This is a genomic window from Clostridioides sp. ES-S-0108-01 (genome assembly GCF_020662285.1).
Classification (GTDB): domain Bacteria; phylum Bacillota; class Clostridia; order Peptostreptococcales; family Peptostreptococcaceae; genus Clostridioides.
Genome location: NZ_JADGMN010000026.1, coordinates 1 through 15316, shown reverse-complemented (window position 1 = coordinate 15316; position 15316 = coordinate 1). Strand labels below are relative to the sequence as shown.

Genomic DNA, 15316 nt, shown 5'->3' with positions numbered 1-15316 from the left:
ACATTACTTACCAATACAGAAGTTGTGGAATATATTATCTAGTAAATCCTCTGTTACTGTATCACCATTAATATATCCAAGATAGTCCCATATATTTTTTAAATCAACTTCTACAAAGTCAAATGGCATACTTTGTTCCAAAGCAATTAAAGCATCTGTTGCAGATTTATATGCTTTACTAAGTGCATCTTTATGTCTTGAATTTGTTACTACTAAACTAGAATTATTTTTAATACTACCTTTATATACCATAGACTCTATTTTATCTTGTAATTCTTCTATTCCTTCTTGCTGTAAAGCTGATATTTTTATTATACTATTATTTTCTACATATTTAAGTATTTTTTCTTCTTCAATCTCCTGTTTCAAATCACTCTTATTTAACAGCACTATTGTTTGTTTATTCTTAAGCTTTTCTAATATCTCTATATCTTCTTCTGACAGCTTTCTAGATGAATCTAAAACCATTATAATCAAATCTGCACTAGTAAATGATTCTTTAGACTTTTCAACACCTATTTTTTCAACGATATCGTCAGTATCTCTTATACCTGCTGTATCAACAATTTTTAAAGGTATACCTTTTATATTTACAAACTCTTCTATAACATCTCTAGTAGTTCCTGGTATATCAGTAACTATTGCTCTATTCTCTCCTAAAATAGAGTTAAGCAGAGAAGATTTACCTACATTTGGTTTCCCAACAATTACTGTCTTTAAACCTTCTCTAAGTATTTTTCCACTTTCAGCTGTATCATATAATTTTTTAATTTCTTTTTTAAGTTCATCAGTTTTTTCTTTAAGAGTTTGATACGTTATGTGTTCAATATCTTCCTCCGGGTAATCTATAGCAACTTCTACATGAGCTAATATCTCAGTGACTTTATCTCTCAATTCTCTTATCTTTTTTGATAAAGACCCCTCTAATTGATTTTGAGCAACTTCATGAGCTATATCAGTTTTGGCTTTTATAACATCAATCACAGCCTCTGCTTGAGATAAATCTATTCTTCCATTTAAAAATGCTCTTTTAGTGAACTCACCAGCCTCTGCTAATCTAACATCTTTGGATAATATTAGTTCTAAGATTTTCTTCACTGAAATAAATCCACCATGACAATTGATTTCTATAACGTCTTCTCCTGTATATGAGTTTGGTCCTTTCATATATGCCAATAAAACTTCATCAATTATATTCTCATCATCTACTATATTTCCATATATTAATGTTCTCTTATTGTATTCTTCAATACTCTTTCCTGATATAGGCTTAAAGATTTCTTCTGCAACCTTCAAAGCTTTTTCTCCACTTATTCTAAGTATACCTATACCACCTTCTCCAGGTGCTGTAGCTATTGCTGCAATTGTATCATCTATAAACAAATTTATCACCTCTTAATTTATAATTTTTTACATATAGGTTTATATTTAACCAATCATAATAATTTAATAAGATTAAAAAATAAAACCCCCTAATGTTTAGGAGGTTGATTTTATCTTTTACACTCAATTACTAATCTTCTATATGGATCAGTTCCTTCACTATATGTAATTACATACTTGTCGTTTTGAAGAGCTGAATGTATTATTCTTCTCTCATACGGATTCATATAATCTAATTTTTTAGTTTTTCTTGTTTTCGCTACTTCTCTAGCAACTTTATTAGCATATCTTATTAAAGATTCTTCTCGTTTTGACCTATAGTTTTCTATATCTACAAGTACTCTTGTATGAGAATCTTTATTTATTTTATTAAGAGCTAATCCAGTCAAAAATTGAATAGAATCTAAAGTTTCCCCTCTTCTACCAATTAAACTTGCAGCTTCTTTGCCTTCAATATCAACCATGATTAAATTATCTTTTTGAGATACATTGACTTTGGCATCAATATTTGCATTTTTCAACACTACCTCTATAAAATTTTTAGCTACATCTAATTCCCTCTCGATAACAAAAATTTCATAAGTGCCATCTTTAGCACCTATAAAACCTAAAAATCCTTTGCTTGGATTTTCAAGTATTTCTACTTCTATATCCTCTGCTTTTAAATTTAACTCTGCTATAGCTTTACTTATAGCTTCTTCCTTACTTTTACTTTTTATTAATTTTAGGCTTTTTCTCATTAACTTTTTCCTCCTTAGAGTTAGCAGCCAGTTTAGCTTTTAAAGGATTCATTATTAAGTAATATTGAGCTATTGAGAATAAGTTACTTACTGTCCAGTACAATGTAAGTCCTGCTGGGAATATAAATCCCCAATAGAAAGACATACCTGCCATTACATATGTCATTACTTTCATAGAGCCTTGTAACTGATCTTTGGGTGTCATTACTTTTTGCATAACATATGCACTTGCTCCTGAAAATACTGCTAATATATAATCTGGTGCTGTTAAGCTTTTTATCCATAAAAACCCATTGTCAGCTGCTAAAAATGCAGCTTGATTTGCAAAAACGCCATGAGCAACTGGTTCTCTCAAAACGCTAAATAATCCTATTAATATAGGAAACTGTATTAATAAAGGTAAACAACCAGATAGTGGATTAATTTTAGCTTCTCCATATAACTTAACAATTTCTTCATTTTGTTTTTCTGGCTTATTTTTATATTTTTCTTGTATCTCTTTTATACGAGGTTGTATATCTTGCATTGCCTTTGTTGACTTAGTCTGCTTAACTGTTAATGGTAATAAAATAATCTTTACAAGTATAGTAAAAAGTATTATAGAAATACCATAATGGTTAACAAATTCAAATATTACCTTAAGAATTAATCCTAAGAAATTTCCTATTATATTCAATTTTTTTATACCTCCTAATAGTTACTCTCTTTTATTTTAGAGGGTCGTAACCTCCTGGATGAAAAGGATGACATTTTAAAAGTCTTCTTATTGTTAAATACATACCTTTTACAAATCCATATTTCTTAAACGCCTCTATTGAATATTGTGAGCAAGTTGGATAAAATCTACAGGTAGGTCCCTTTAAGGGAGATATATACTTTTGATAAAATCTCACTAAATAAATACATAAATTCGATAAATACTTACTTATTTCCTTTAATATATAAATTATTTTATTCAAAGTCATTAACCTCCATATTTATAGCGTACAATTAAATAGAAATATCCGTTCTTTTAACTAAATTTTTTATAGACTTGTCTATAACTTTAAAAGTAGCATCCTTACTAGATACTCTTGCTATAAATACTATATCATATCCAGGCTTAATTTTTTCATCAATATTTAATCTATAGGCCTCTTTTATTAGTCTTCTTACTCTATTTCTAGTGATGGCTTTTCCTACTTTTTTTGAAACAGAAATGCCTACTCTACTACAATCTGATTTATTTTTAAGTATATATATTACTAAATATTTATTTGCAAAAGATTTGCCGTGTTTATATACTTTTCTAAAATCAGAGTCTTTTTTCAACCCTTTAGTCCTATTAAAGTCCATAGTTAACCTCCATAAACACAGCTATGAATTGTAATTATTTACACAAAAAGGCCACCTTTGCAGCGGCCCTTTTGTAATTAATGAGTTAATCTATTTCTTCCTTTAGCTCTTCTTCTCTTTAACACGTTTCTTCCGTTAGACGTCTTCATTCTTTTTCTGAAACCATGTTCTTTACTTCTTTGTCTCTTTTTTGGTTGATAAGTTCTTTTACTCATTATTTTGCACCGCCTTTCAGATTTTATTTTCCGTTTATAAAAATAATAACTTTACCCTCAAAGTAAACATAACACATATAATTATAAATACTTTTACTACTGTTGTCAACGAGTTTTTGGGACGCTTATATCACAAAATCTACCATATATATATTATGTATTTTTTTTATTGAAAATACTAGTAAAAATCTATTTAATTTTATTCTAAATTATTTTTTTCAATTATATACACAAATAAAGTAATTTTAACATGTTTATATTTTTATCAACAATTAGTTAATATTGTGGATAAATTAGTTATAAATCATTGAAGTTTGACATATATTTTGATATTATAAATATACTTGTTGATAATGTGCATAAATATTATCAACTTATTAGAAATTATTCACAGCTTGTGGATAGTTTTGTGTATAACTTTTAAGATTACTGACAATACTCTAGTTATAATCACCATTTATTGTATGTTTATGTTATTTATAACTTTATCTACATATTGTTTATATCTTTTCATATTTTTTTAATAATTTATACTATTATTAATTTATCAACACCATTATCCATAAATTTAGTTATTCTGTAAAATTTATATATATTTTTGCTTTTCTGTTAATAACTTTGTGGAAAATATTAATTATTCTGTTCGGAGGTTTATATTATGGATATAGTTTCTTTATGGGACAAAACCCTACAATTAATAAAAGGTGACTTAACTTCAGTAAGTTTTAATACCTTTTTTAAAAACATCGTACCATTAAAAATACATCTTAATGACTTAATTTTACTGGCTCCTAGTGATTTTAATAAAGATATCTTAGAAAATAGATATTTGCATTTAATTGAAGATGCTATCAGTCAGTTGTCATTAAAAAAATATAATATTAAATTTGTATTGAGCGAAAAAGAAGTTGCCGACTTAAATTCTGATAGTACAGATTTAAATTATAGGGTGCTTTACCCTAATCTAAATCCAAAATACACATTTGATACGTTCGTTATTGGTAATAGCAATAGATTTGCACATGCTGCATGTGTTGCAGTTGCAGAATCTCCAGCTAAAGCTTACAATCCACTTTTTTTGTATGGAGGAGTTGGATTAGGTAAAACTCACTTAATGCATGCTATAGGTCATCATATTGTTAGTCAAAAAAAAGACTCAAAAGTCGTTTATGTTTCTTCAGAAAAATTTACTAATGAACTTATAAATTCTATAAAAGACGATAAAAACGAAGAATTTAGAAATAAATATAGAAATGTAGATGTATTATTAATCGATGATATTCAATTTATAGCAGGGAAAGAAAGAACTCAAGAAGAGTTTTTCCATACATTTAATACTCTTCATGAAGCAAACAAACAAATAATTATATCTAGTGATAGACCGCCAAAAGATATACCTACACTAGAAGATAGACTAAGATCGAGATTTGAAATGGGACTTATAACTGATATTCAAGCACCAGACTTTGAGACAAGAATTGCTATACTTAGAAAAAAGGCTCAACTAGAACGTATAGATGTGCCAAATGAAGTCATGTCATATATAGCAAAGAATATTAAGTCAAACATAAGGGAACTAGAAGGTGCATTAACTAGAGTAGTTGCTTATTCTTCTCTTAGTAATAGGGTAATCTCTTTTGATCTTGCTACAGAAGCTTTGAAAGATATTATAACAACTTCTAAAAATGAAGAAATAAATGTTCTTAGAATAAAAGAAAAAGTATCTTCTGTATTCAATCTAAAAATGGAAGATTTTAATTCTAAAAAAAGAACACGTTCAATAGCTTATCCAAGACAAATAGCTATGTATTTAACGCGCGAACTTACTGATTTATCCCTTCCTAAAATAGGTGAAGAGTTTGGGGGTAGGGACCATACAACAGTAATTCATGCTCATGATAAAGTGTCTAAGGATATAGAAGAAAGTGAAGAAATTAAAACTAAAATAGATAAAATTATATCAGATTTGAAGGGATAATTTATACACAATTGTATGTTTATATCTCTTGAATAACCTGTTAATACTTTTTTTGAACAAAAATTATTAACAAATTATCAAGTCTAAAATAACAAAGATATTAACATCTTATACACATGTTAATATCTTTGTATTTATAATGTTATACATACTTATTAACATTATCAACAACACCTACTACTATTACTACTATGATTTTAACTTATTTTTTTATATAAAAAGCCAGAGGAGGTTATCCACATTGAAAATAATTTGTAATCAAAAAATCCTAGCAAATAGAATTGGAATCGCTCAAAAAGCTATTAATGGAAAAACTACTATAGAACTATTAAAAGGTATACTTATATCTACAGAAGAAGGTCAATTAAAACTTACTGGATATGATGCTGAAATAGGAATAGAAACTTACGTACAAGCAGAAATTATAGAAAAAGGTGATGTTGTTGTCGATGCAAGGCTATTTGGAGATATAATTAGAAAATTACCAGATTCTTTTGTTGAAATAGAAACTGATTCAGAAAATAATATTTACATAAATTGTGTAAATTCAAGATTTAAAATTAAAGGATATGCAGCAAAAGAATTCCCTAAACTACCAGAATTAAACGAAGAAGATTTATATAGCATACCTCAAGAAATCCTAAAAAATATGATTAAACAAACTGTATTTGCTATCTCACAGGATCAAACGAAACCTGTTTTAATGGGAGAGCTTTTAGAGATTGTTGATAAAAACTTAAATTTAGTAGCAATTGATGGATATAGATTAGCTGTAAAAAGTTGCTCAGTTGATAGTTTAACTGAAAATATAAAAGTTATAATTCCTGGAAAGACACTTATAGATGTAAATAGCTTGCTTTCTGGAGAAGATAATGTTAAAGTTGGATTTAACGAAAAAAATGCTATTTTTATAATTAATGATACAAAAATTATTACAAGACTACTTGAGGGAGATTTTATTGATTATAAAAAATTATTACCAAGAGAACATAACAGCAGAGTTAAATTAAATACTAAGGAACTTTTAAATAGTATAGAAAGAGCATCTTTATTGTCTCAATCAGAAAAAAATAATCTTATAAAATTATCTATAAGGGATAAGGTAATGGCAATTACTTCCAATACAGAAAAAGGAAATGTGTATGAAGAGGTTGAAATAGATTTAGATGGAGATTATCTAGATATAGCTTTTAATTCTAGATACTTTATTGAAGGTTTGAAAAATATAGATAATGAGGAAATATTTATAGAATTTACTACAAATGTAAATCCTTGTATAATTAAACCAACAGATGATGTTAATTATATTTACTTACTACTTCCAGTAAGAATATCATCAAATATATAGCAGACATGAAGGAGTTGTCTTTTGTAGAAAATTTTTCTAATCTTAGACAACTCCTTTTATAAGCATATTTATGGTATAATATACTTTTAGTGTATCAATAGGAATTTGTTTAAAATAGTGACAAGGAGGAGCTATTATGACTGAAATAACTATAGAATCAGAATATATAAAGTTGGATCAATTTCTTAAATTAGCAGAGATTGCATCAACAGGAGGTCATGCAAAATTTTTAATTCAAGAAGGTTTAGTGGCAGTAAATGATGAAATAGAATTAAGAAGAGGAAAAAAGATAAAATCAGGAGATATAGTTGAGATAGAAGGAACTAAAATAAAAGTATTGTAAAAAAGGAGAACTTTTTGTGAAACTTAAAAGTTTGCAGCTTGTTAATTTTAGAAATTATAAAAAGTTGCATCTGGAATTTAATGGGAAAGTAAATCTACTTGTTGGTAAAAATGGTCAAGGGAAGACAAATATAGTAGAATCTATTTATATGCTTTCTTTTGGAAAATCATTTAGGACTAACAAAGATAGAGAAATGGTTAGGTTTAATAGTGAAAACTCATATATTGGAGGAAGTTTTTCAAAATATGATAAATATAGTCTAATAGAGCTAATTATTGGAAAAGATAAAAAGGGGATAAGAATAAATAAAGTTCCTTTACAAAAGATACAGGAATTACTTGGCAACTTAAATGTTGTTATATTTTCTCCTGAGGATTTGAGATTGGTTAAAGAGGGTCCTAAAGAAAGAAGGACATTTATAGACAAAGAGATTAGTCAGATTATACCTAAATATTATAAATATCTTACCAATTACAATAAAACACTTTCTCAAAGGAGTAGGGTGCTTAAAAGTATACATGTCGATGAAGCTTTATTAGATGTATATGATGATACATTAGCAAAGTATGGAAGTTATATTTATATTTTGCGTAGAGACTTTATAAAAAAGATAGCTAATATATCTGAAAATATGCATATGAATTTGACTAATGGAGTTGAAAGATTATCAATTCGATATAAAAATCAAATAAATATAACTGATGAAGATACTATAGATACAGTATATAATAAATTTTTAGCCAAGTTGTCATCGAATAGACCTAATGATATAGAATCTAAGACTACCAGATATGGTATACACAAAGATGACTTAAATATATTCATAAATGATTTAGATGCAAGACTTTTTGGTTCACAAGGTCAACAAAGAACTGCTTCAATATCATTAAAGTTATCAGAGATAGAATTAATAAAAAATGAAGTTGAAGAGTATCCAGTATTAATTTTAGATGATGTTTTTAGTGAGTTAGATGAAGCAAGACAAAAACTTTTAGTAAATAATTTAAGCAATGTTCAAATGTTTATAACAAGTGCTGAGATTTCACATAAAAAAATATTTGATGAAAAAAATGTTACAATATTTAATATTGAAAATGGCGATGTTATTAGCATAGAGAATGGAGGAAATTAAATGAAACAAGAATACGGTGCAAGTCAGATACAAGTATTAGAGGGATTAGAAGCCGTTAGAAAAAGACCAGGTATGTATATTGGTAGTACAAGCCCTAGGGGTTTACATCACTTAGTTTATGAAGTTGTAGATAATAGTATAGATGAGGCTTTACAAGGATATTGTTCAGACATATATGTATCTATTAATGAAGATGGCAGTGTTTTAGTAAAAGATAACGGAAGAGGTATCCCTGTTGAAATACATCCTAAAACTGGTAAATCAACTTTAGAAACAGTATTGACTAATCTTCATGCAGGAGGAAAGTTTGGAGGCGGAGGATATAAAGTATCTGGAGGTCTTCATGGAGTTGGTGTTTCTGTAGTTAATGCATTGTCAAAATGGATGGTAGCAGAGGTTTACTTAAATGGAAAGATATATAAGCAAACATATGAGAAAGGATTACCAACATCTAAGCTTGAAGTAGTTGGGGAATCTCAAGATAAAGGAACAATGATTCAATTTATGCCAGATGAGACAATATTTGATGAAGTAGAGTTTAAATATGAAACACTGGAGTATAGACTTAGAGAACTTTCTTTCTTGAATAAAGGAATAAAAATAGTATTTGAAGATAAAAGAGAAGGACAAGAAAAAAGAAAAGAATTTCACTATACAGGTGGTTTGGTAGAATACATTAAGTATTTAAATAAATCTAGAACTGGTATACATGATGACATAGTTTATATAGATAAAAAGGTTGATGATTATTTTGTCGAACTAGCTATGCAATATACGGATGGTTATACAGAGAACATATATTCTTTTGCGAATAATATAAATACACATGAAGGTGGTTCTCATTTAAGTGGATTTAAAGCAGCTCTTACTAAGACTATAAATGATTATGCTAAGAGAAATAAATTTTTAAAGGAAAATGATGTTAACCTACTTGGTGAAGATATAAGAGAGGGTCTTACAGCAGTAGTATCAGTTAAATTACCAGAACCTCAGTTTGAAGGTCAAACTAAAACAAAGTTAGGTAATAGTTTTATGAGAGGTATAGTTGATAGTGTAACAGTTGATGAACTTGGTTCCTTCCTAGAAGAAAACCCATCAACAGCGAGAATAATTGTTGATAAAGCTTTAAGAGCACAAAGAGCTAGAGAAGCTGCAAAAAAAGCAAGGGAATTAACAAGAAGAAAAAGTGTACTAGAAAGTACATCTTTACCTGGAAAGCTTGCAGATTGTGCAGAGAAAGACCCTGCTAAAAGCGAAATATTTTTAGTCGAGGGAGATTCAGCGGGAGGTTCAGCTAAGCAAGGTAGAGATAGAAATAGTCAAGCTATACTTCCTTTAAGGGGTAAAATACTTAATGTTGAGAAATCAAGACTAGATAGGATATTATCTTCAGATGAAATAAAAAATATGATAACAGCTTATGGCTGTGGTATTGGAGAAGATTTTGATATAGACAAGGCTAGATATCATAAAATTATAATTATGACCGATGCCGATGTAGATGGAGCCCATATAAGAACTTTATTATTAACATTCTTCTTTAGATATATGAGACCTCTTATAGATGAGGGGTATGTTTATGCAGCACAGCCACCTTTATATAAAGTGACAAAGCAAAAAAAGGAACATTATGTTTACTCAGATAAAGAGTTAAATATCTTATTAGATGAAATTGGAAGAAATGGTGTTGAACTTCAAAGATACAAAGGTCTTGGAGAGATGAATGCAGAGCAATTATGGGAAACAACTATGAATCCTGAGACAAGAACTTTACTACAAGTGACTGTAGAAGATGCTGCAATTGCAGATGAAGTATTTTCAATGCTTATGGGTGATAAGGTTGCTCCAAGGAAAGAATTTATAGAAGAAAATGCAAGATTTGTTAGAAACTTAGATATATAGAGAGAGGGGATTAGTATACATGGAAGAAAATAACAAAATACTCCCTATTGAAATAGCGGAAGAAATGAAAAAATCGTATATTGATTATTCGATGAGTGTCATAGCTGGACGTGCTCTTCCTGATGTTAGAGATGGTTTAAAGCCAGTTCATAGAAGAATACTATACTCAATGAGTGAATTAAATTTAACTCCAGATAAACCATACAGAAAGTCAGCTCGTATTGTTGGGGACGTTTTAGGTAAGTACCACCCTCATGGAGATACTGCTGTTTATTATGCAATGGTAAGAATGGCTCAAGACTTTTCAACTAGAGCACTTTTAGTAGATGGTCATGGTAACTTTGGTTCTGTTGATGGAGATTCACCGGCAGCTATGCGTTATACAGAAGCTAAAATGAGTAAATTATCATTAGAGTTATTGAGAGATATTGAAAAGGAAACTGTAGACTTTAAACCAAACTTTGATGAGTCATTAAAAGAGCCTTCAGTATTGCCAGCGAGATATCCTAATTTATTAGTAAATGGTTCAAATGGTATAGCTGTTGGTATGGCAACTTCAATACCTCCACATAATTTAGCTGAAGTAATTGACGCAACTGTATACTTAATAGATAATCCAGAGTGTAGTGTAGATGAGTTAATAAAATTTGTTCAAGGACCAGATTTTCCTACTGCTGCAATTATAATGGGAAAAGAGAGTATAGCAGAAGCGTACAGAACTGGAAGAGGAAAAGTTAAAGTTAGGTCTAGAGCTTTTATAGAAGAACTACCAAAAGGAAAACAGCAAATAATCGTTACAGAAATACCTTATCAAGTAAATAAGGCTAAACTAGTTGAAAGAATAGCTGAGCTAGTTAAAGAAAAGAGAATAGAAGGTATATCAGACTTAAGAGATGAAAGTAATAGAAATGGCATGAGAATCGTTATAGAATTAAAGAGAGATGCTAATGCTAATATAGTATTAAATAATCTGTATAAACATTCTCAAATGGAAGATACTTTTAGTATAATAATGCTTGCACTTGTAGATGGTCAGCCAAGAGTTTTAAATCTTAAGCAAATACTGTATCATTACATTAAACATCAAGAAGATGTTGTTACAAGAAGAACTAAATTTGAATTAAATAAAGCTGAAGCAAGAGCACATATTTTAGAAGGATTAAAGATTGCTTTAGATAATATAGATGCTGTTATAAGCTTGATAAGAGCTTCAAAAACAGGTCAAGAAGCTAAGATAGGTTTAATAGAAAAATTCAAATTAACCGAAATCCAAGCTCAAGCTATATTAGATATGAGACTTCAAAGACTTACAGGTTTAGAAAGAGACAAGATAGAAGCTGAATATGAAGATTTAATCAAGAAGATAAATAGATTAAAAGAAATTTTAGCTGATGAAAGACTACTTTTAAATGTAATAAAAGATGAAATTACAATAATAAAAGAAAATTACTCTGATGAGAGAAGAACAGAAATAAGACATGCTGAAGGCGAAATAGATATGAGAGATCTTATAAGTGATGAAGAAATAGCAATAACTCTTACTCACTTTGGATATATAAAAAGGCTTCCATCTGACACTTATAAGAGTCAAAAAAGAGGTGGAAGAGGTATTTCAGCACTTACAACTAGAGAAGAAGATTTTGTAAGACACTTGATAACTACAACTACTCATAGTAGACTATTGTTCTTTACAAATAAAGGTAGAGTGTTTAAACTAAATGCATACGAGATACCTGAAGGTAAGAGACAAGCTAAAGGTACTGCTATAGTGAACTTACTTCAATTGTCAGCAGATGAGAAAATTGCTACTCTAATACCTATAGATGGTAATGATGAAAATGAATATTTATTACTTGCAACGAAAAAAGGTATTGTTAAAAAGACTAAGAGAGAAGAGTTTAAAAATATAAATAAATCTGGTCTTATTGCTATAGGATTAAGAGATGATGATGAGCTTATTGGAGTAGAACTTACAGACGGAAAACAGGAAGTACTTTTAGTAACTAAAGAAGGTATGTCTATAAGGTTTGATGAAAATGATATAAGATATATGGGTAGAACAGCAATGGGTGTAAAAGGTATAACTTTAAGTAAAGAAGATTTTGTTGTATCTATGAACCTTTGTAGTAAAGGTACAGATGTGTTAGTTGTAAGTAAGAATGGTTTTGGAAAGAGAACAAATATAGAAGAGTATAGAAGTCAAATAAGAGCTGGTAAAGGAATTAAAACTTATAATATCTCTGAAAAGACTGGTACAATTGTAGGTGCAGATATGGTCAATGAAGATGATGAGATAATGATTATAAATTCTGATGGAGTTCTTATTAGGATAAAAGTTAATGAAATATCACTATTTGGAAGAGTTACAAGTGGTGTTAAATTAATGAAGACTAATGATGAAGTCAATGTAGTTTCGATTGCCAAAATAAATATTGAAGAAGAATAGGATAAATATCCTATTCTTTTTGTATAATGTAGTTAGATAAAAATTTAAAGTTGAAAGGAGTAATTGTTATGTGCAATAAGAGAAGTTGTAAAAAAGGTGGATTTTTATTATTAGGAGCTATTTTAGGGTTTTTATTTGGTATGTTTTTTGCACCCAAAAAAGGTTCTGAACTAAGAAAAGAAACAAAAGAGAAGTTTAATGATATGAAAGAAAATCCAAAAGAAGTTCTACATGAAACATTTAATGATGTTAAAGAGAGAATAATAAATTTAGTAGACGATGATAATAATGAAGAAGATATAAAGATTTCAGAAGAAGATATAGTAATAAGTAAAAGCTTTGATGATGAGGGAGATGTTAACTAATGAATGCATGGGGGTGGCAGATTGGAGCAGTTTTAGTAGGAAGCTCTGCTCTTATAGTAGCAATTTATTTAGCTAAAACTCTAAATAGTATAAATAAGATTGTTGAAAAGGCGTATAAGATTGTAGATTATAATGAAAGACATATACAAGATATTGTTGAAAATGCATCATCAATATCAAAGGGAATAGATGATATAGTTTATGTAATTAATAAAATATTGAGTATAGGAAATATATTTAAAATTATTAAGAGGAAATAGGAGGTTTTTACATGTCTATGAATATAGAGTCAAATTTAGATTCGCAAAATAAGTTTTGGAATGTTTGTCTTGATGGAGAACTTGATGTTTCTACAGCAGATAAATTAAAGGAACACTTGCATAGTTTAATAGAAAAGAACATGTTAGATGTAAAAATTAATCTTAAAGATTTAGATTATATAGATTCAACAGGTTTAGGAGCTATGATAGGCGTATTAAAAAAATTAAAAATAAATGAAAAAGAGATATACATAGTAAATCCTAAGACTAATGTTAGGAAGATTTTTACTATAACAGGTCTAGATAAAATATTTAAAGTGGAGGGATAAACTTTGGCTTGTGAGACTATAAAGATGGAAATTACTACAAATCCGGATTATGTTAGTATAATAAGATTAACAGCATCTGGAATTGCTAATAAGATGGGGTTTCCAATAGATGATATAGAAGATATAAAGGTAGCAGTATCAGAAGCATGCACAAATGCAATAAAGCACAGTAAAGATGATGTGTTTAATATAGTATTTAATATTTTAGATAATGCAATTAATATAGAAATTCAAGATAATGGAAAAGGATATGATGTTAGCTCAATAAGTACACCAGATTTAGAGAATCCAAAAGAAAGTGGTCTTGGATTATTTATAATTAAAACTTTAATGGATGATGTAGATATTGAATCAGAGCATAATCAAGGGACAAAAATAAAAATGACTAAATATTTAGGAGTTGATATTTAATGAAAAATGTAGCTAATGCTACACATTACCTAAATATGGATACAAAAGAGCTATTTAATTTATATAATAAAGATAAAAATGTAGACATTAGGAATATTCTTATTGAAAGACATCTGTATTTAGCAAGATTGTTAGCTAAGAAGTATATAAATAAAGGTGTTGATTTTGAAGATATATATCAAGTTGCTTCATTGGCATTAATTTATGCTATTGATAGATATGATGTTGAAAAAGGATTTGAATTCTCCAGTTTTGCGACACCAACTATAGTAGGAGAAATAAAAAAATATTTTAGAGATAAAGTATGGACACTTAGAGTACCAAGAAGAATACAGGAACTAAGCAAAAAGATAAGTGATGCAAAGATTAAACTAGAACAAGAAAATAAAAAGCATCCAAAGGTAAAAGATATAGCTGATTATATAGGAGTTAGTGAAGAAGATGTTCTAGAGGCTATGGAAGCTTCTTATGGATATCAACCAATGTCTTTAGACTCATCAAGCAATGATGATTCAGAGGATAAAGATATAACTCTTATTGATAAGATTGGAAAAGAAGAAGCTAACTTTGGGAGTATAGAGTATGAAGATTTTATTAATAAGTTTATTGAAACTTTAAATGAATTAGAAATTAAAATTTTTAAAGATAGATTTTTCTTTGATAAAACACAATCTAGTATAGCTAAAGAACTAGAGATATCACAAATGACTGTTTCTAGACTAGAGAAAAAGATAGTAGAGAAGCTGAAAAAAGAATATGAAAAAAATTTATAAAAAAATATAAAAAAAGTATTGACCTACTGTTTTAAAGATGATATAGTATTACTTGTCCTTGAAAAAAGGAACAGGAAATAAACACGAACATTGAAAATTAAACAGTAGGTTAATTTATATTAAGAAACAAACCATAAAGCCAGATATTTTGATAACAATAGTATCTGAGCCTGATGAACTTTTATTTGAGAGTTTGATCCTGGCTCAGGATGAACGCTGGCGGCGTGCTTAACACATGCAAGTTGAGCGATTTACTTCGGTAAAGAGCGGCGGACGGGTGAGTAACGCGTGGGTAACCTACCCTGTACACACGGATAACATACCGAAAGGTATGCTAATACGGGATAATATATTTG

General features: G+C 28.8%; 17 protein-coding genes and 1 rRNA gene. 12 read left to right on the top strand and 6 right to left on the bottom strand.

The window, feature by feature from the left end:
* Positions 1 to 3 precede the first annotated feature (3 nt).
* The 6 genes from mnmE to rpmH all read right to left on the bottom strand — a co-directional run bounded on the left by mnmE (position 4) and on the right by rpmH (position 3673).
* A complete protein-coding gene (mnmE, locus tag IR152_RS17180; RefSeq protein WP_227453120.1) occupies positions 4 to 1383 on the bottom strand; it encodes a tRNA uridine-5-carboxymethylaminomethyl(34) synthesis GTPase MnmE in 1380 nt (459 codons plus the stop codon).
* Between the two features lie 110 nt (positions 1384 to 1493).
* Positions 1494 to 2123, bottom strand: a complete 630-nt coding sequence (gene jag / locus IR152_RS17175) for an RNA-binding cell elongation regulator Jag/EloR (protein ID WP_227453119.1) — start codon at positions 2121 to 2123, stop codon at positions 1494 to 1496.
* Complete coding sequence (locus IR152_RS17170) at positions 2092 to 2799, bottom strand: YidC/Oxa1 family membrane protein insertase (protein ID WP_054275523.1); 708 nt, start codon at positions 2797 to 2799, stop codon at positions 2092 to 2094. Before IR152_RS17170 ends, jag begins: the two co-directional genes overlap by 32 nt.
* A gap of 31 nt (positions 2800 to 2830) precedes the next feature.
* A complete protein-coding gene (gene yidD, locus IR152_RS17165) occupies positions 2831 to 3082 on the bottom strand; it encodes a membrane protein insertion efficiency factor YidD (RefSeq protein ID WP_003429301.1) in 252 nt (83 codons plus the stop codon).
* A 31-nt stretch (positions 3083 to 3113) separates the two neighbouring features.
* Positions 3114 to 3458: a ribonuclease P protein component gene (gene rnpA, locus IR152_RS17160; RefSeq protein ID WP_227453118.1), complete on the bottom strand. Its 345-nt coding sequence runs from the start codon at positions 3456 to 3458 to the stop codon at positions 3114 to 3116.
* A gap of 77 nt (positions 3459 to 3535) precedes the next feature.
* A complete protein-coding gene (rpmH, locus tag IR152_RS17155) occupies positions 3536 to 3673 on the bottom strand; it encodes a 50S ribosomal protein L34 (RefSeq protein ID WP_003420485.1) in 138 nt (45 codons plus the stop codon).
* A gap of 658 nt (positions 3674 to 4331) precedes the next feature.
* On the opposite strand from rpmH, the gene dnaA reads away from it, so the two are divergent.
* From dnaA to IR152_RS17095, 12 genes are all read left to right on the top strand, one after another.
* The gene (dnaA, locus tag IR152_RS17150; RefSeq protein ID WP_003420483.1) at positions 4332 to 5651 is read left to right on the top strand and encodes a chromosomal replication initiator protein DnaA; all 1320 of its coding nucleotides are present in this window, start codon (positions 4332 to 4334) and stop codon (positions 5649 to 5651) included.
* Between the two features lie 241 nt (positions 5652 to 5892).
* On the top strand, positions 5893 to 6999 hold the full coding sequence (gene dnaN, locus IR152_RS17145; RefSeq protein ID WP_227453117.1) for a DNA polymerase III subunit beta: 1107 nt from the start codon (positions 5893 to 5895) through the stop codon (positions 6997 to 6999).
* Between the two features lie 136 nt (positions 7000 to 7135).
* Positions 7136 to 7342, top strand: a complete 207-nt coding sequence (gene yaaA / locus IR152_RS17140; RefSeq protein ID WP_227453116.1) for a S4 domain-containing protein YaaA — start codon at positions 7136 to 7138, stop codon at positions 7340 to 7342.
* 16 nt (positions 7343 to 7358) lie between these two features.
* On the top strand, positions 7359 to 8474 hold the full coding sequence (recF, locus tag IR152_RS17135) for a DNA replication/repair protein RecF (RefSeq protein WP_227453115.1): 1116 nt from the start codon (positions 7359 to 7361) through the stop codon (positions 8472 to 8474).
* Positions 8475 to 10376: a DNA topoisomerase (ATP-hydrolyzing) subunit B gene (gene gyrB / locus IR152_RS17130; RefSeq protein WP_227453114.1), complete on the top strand. Its 1902-nt coding sequence runs from the start codon at positions 8475 to 8477 to the stop codon at positions 10374 to 10376. It abuts the gene before it with no gap.
* A 19-nt stretch (positions 10377 to 10395) separates the two neighbouring features.
* Positions 10396 to 12822 (top strand): DNA gyrase subunit A, encoded by a 2427-nt coding sequence (gyrA, locus tag IR152_RS17125; protein WP_227453113.1) that lies wholly within the window; start codon positions 10396 to 10398, stop codon positions 12820 to 12822.
* A gap of 68 nt (positions 12823 to 12890) precedes the next feature.
* The gene (locus IR152_RS17120; RefSeq protein WP_227453112.1) at positions 12891 to 13187 is read left to right on the top strand and encodes a YtxH domain-containing protein; all 297 of its coding nucleotides are present in this window, start codon (positions 12891 to 12893) and stop codon (positions 13185 to 13187) included.
* Positions 13187 to 13447, top strand: a complete 261-nt coding sequence (locus IR152_RS17115; protein WP_227453111.1) for a DUF948 domain-containing protein — start codon at positions 13187 to 13189, stop codon at positions 13445 to 13447. The genes IR152_RS17120 and IR152_RS17115 overlap by 1 nt, the downstream gene beginning before the upstream one ends.
* 11 nt (positions 13448 to 13458) lie before the next feature.
* Positions 13459 to 13776: an STAS domain-containing protein gene (locus tag IR152_RS17110; RefSeq protein WP_227453110.1), complete on the top strand. Its 318-nt coding sequence runs from the start codon at positions 13459 to 13461 to the stop codon at positions 13774 to 13776.
* Positions 13777 to 13779: 3 nt separating this feature from the next.
* Positions 13780 to 14187, top strand: coding sequence for an ATP-binding protein (locus IR152_RS17105; RefSeq protein WP_009892343.1), 408 nt, complete (start codon positions 13780 to 13782; stop codon positions 14185 to 14187).
* Entirely contained in the window at positions 14187 to 14960 is a 774-nt protein-coding gene (locus IR152_RS17100; RefSeq protein WP_227453109.1) for a SigB/SigF/SigG family RNA polymerase sigma factor, read from the top strand. The genes IR152_RS17105 and IR152_RS17100 overlap by 1 nt, the downstream gene beginning before the upstream one ends.
* A 181-nt stretch (positions 14961 to 15141) precedes the next feature.
* Positions 15142 to 15316 (top strand): 16S ribosomal RNA (locus IR152_RS17095); the annotation flags it as partial.

What these genes read in the sequence shown, in the direction of transcription:
- gyrA (WP_227453113.1), top strand. Translation starts at nt 10,396, where the DNA reads ATGGAAGAAAATAACAAAATACTCCCTATTGAAATAGCGGAAGAAATG.
- IR152_RS17110 (WP_227453110.1), top strand. Translation starts at nt 13,459, where the DNA reads ATGTCTATGAATATAGAGTCAAATTTAGATTCGCAAAATAAGTTTTGG.
- IR152_RS17115 (WP_227453111.1), top strand. Translation starts at nt 13,187, where the DNA reads ATGAATGCATGGGGGTGGCAGATTGGAGCAGTTTTAGTAGGAAGCTCT.
- rpmH (WP_003420485.1), bottom strand. Translation starts at nt 3,673, where the DNA reads ATGAGTAAAAGAACTTATCAACCAAAAAAGAGACAAAGAAGTAAAGAA.
- jag (WP_227453119.1), bottom strand. Translation starts at nt 2,123, where the DNA reads ATGAGAAAAAGCCTAAAATTAATAAAAAGTAAAAGTAAGGAAGAAGCT.
- dnaA (WP_003420483.1), top strand. Translation starts at nt 4,332, where the DNA reads ATGGATATAGTTTCTTTATGGGACAAAACCCTACAATTAATAAAAGGT.
- IR152_RS17100 (WP_227453109.1), top strand. Translation starts at nt 14,187, where the DNA reads ATGAAAAATGTAGCTAATGCTACACATTACCTAAATATGGATACAAAA.
- IR152_RS17120 (WP_227453112.1), top strand. Translation starts at nt 12,891, where the DNA reads ATGTGCAATAAGAGAAGTTGTAAAAAAGGTGGATTTTTATTATTAGGA.
- yaaA (WP_227453116.1), top strand. Translation starts at nt 7,136, where the DNA reads ATGACTGAAATAACTATAGAATCAGAATATATAAAGTTGGATCAATTT.
- rnpA (WP_227453118.1), bottom strand. Translation starts at nt 3,458, where the DNA reads ATGGACTTTAATAGGACTAAAGGGTTGAAAAAAGACTCTGATTTTAGA.
- gyrB (WP_227453114.1), top strand. Translation starts at nt 8,475, where the DNA reads ATGAAACAAGAATACGGTGCAAGTCAGATACAAGTATTAGAGGGATTA.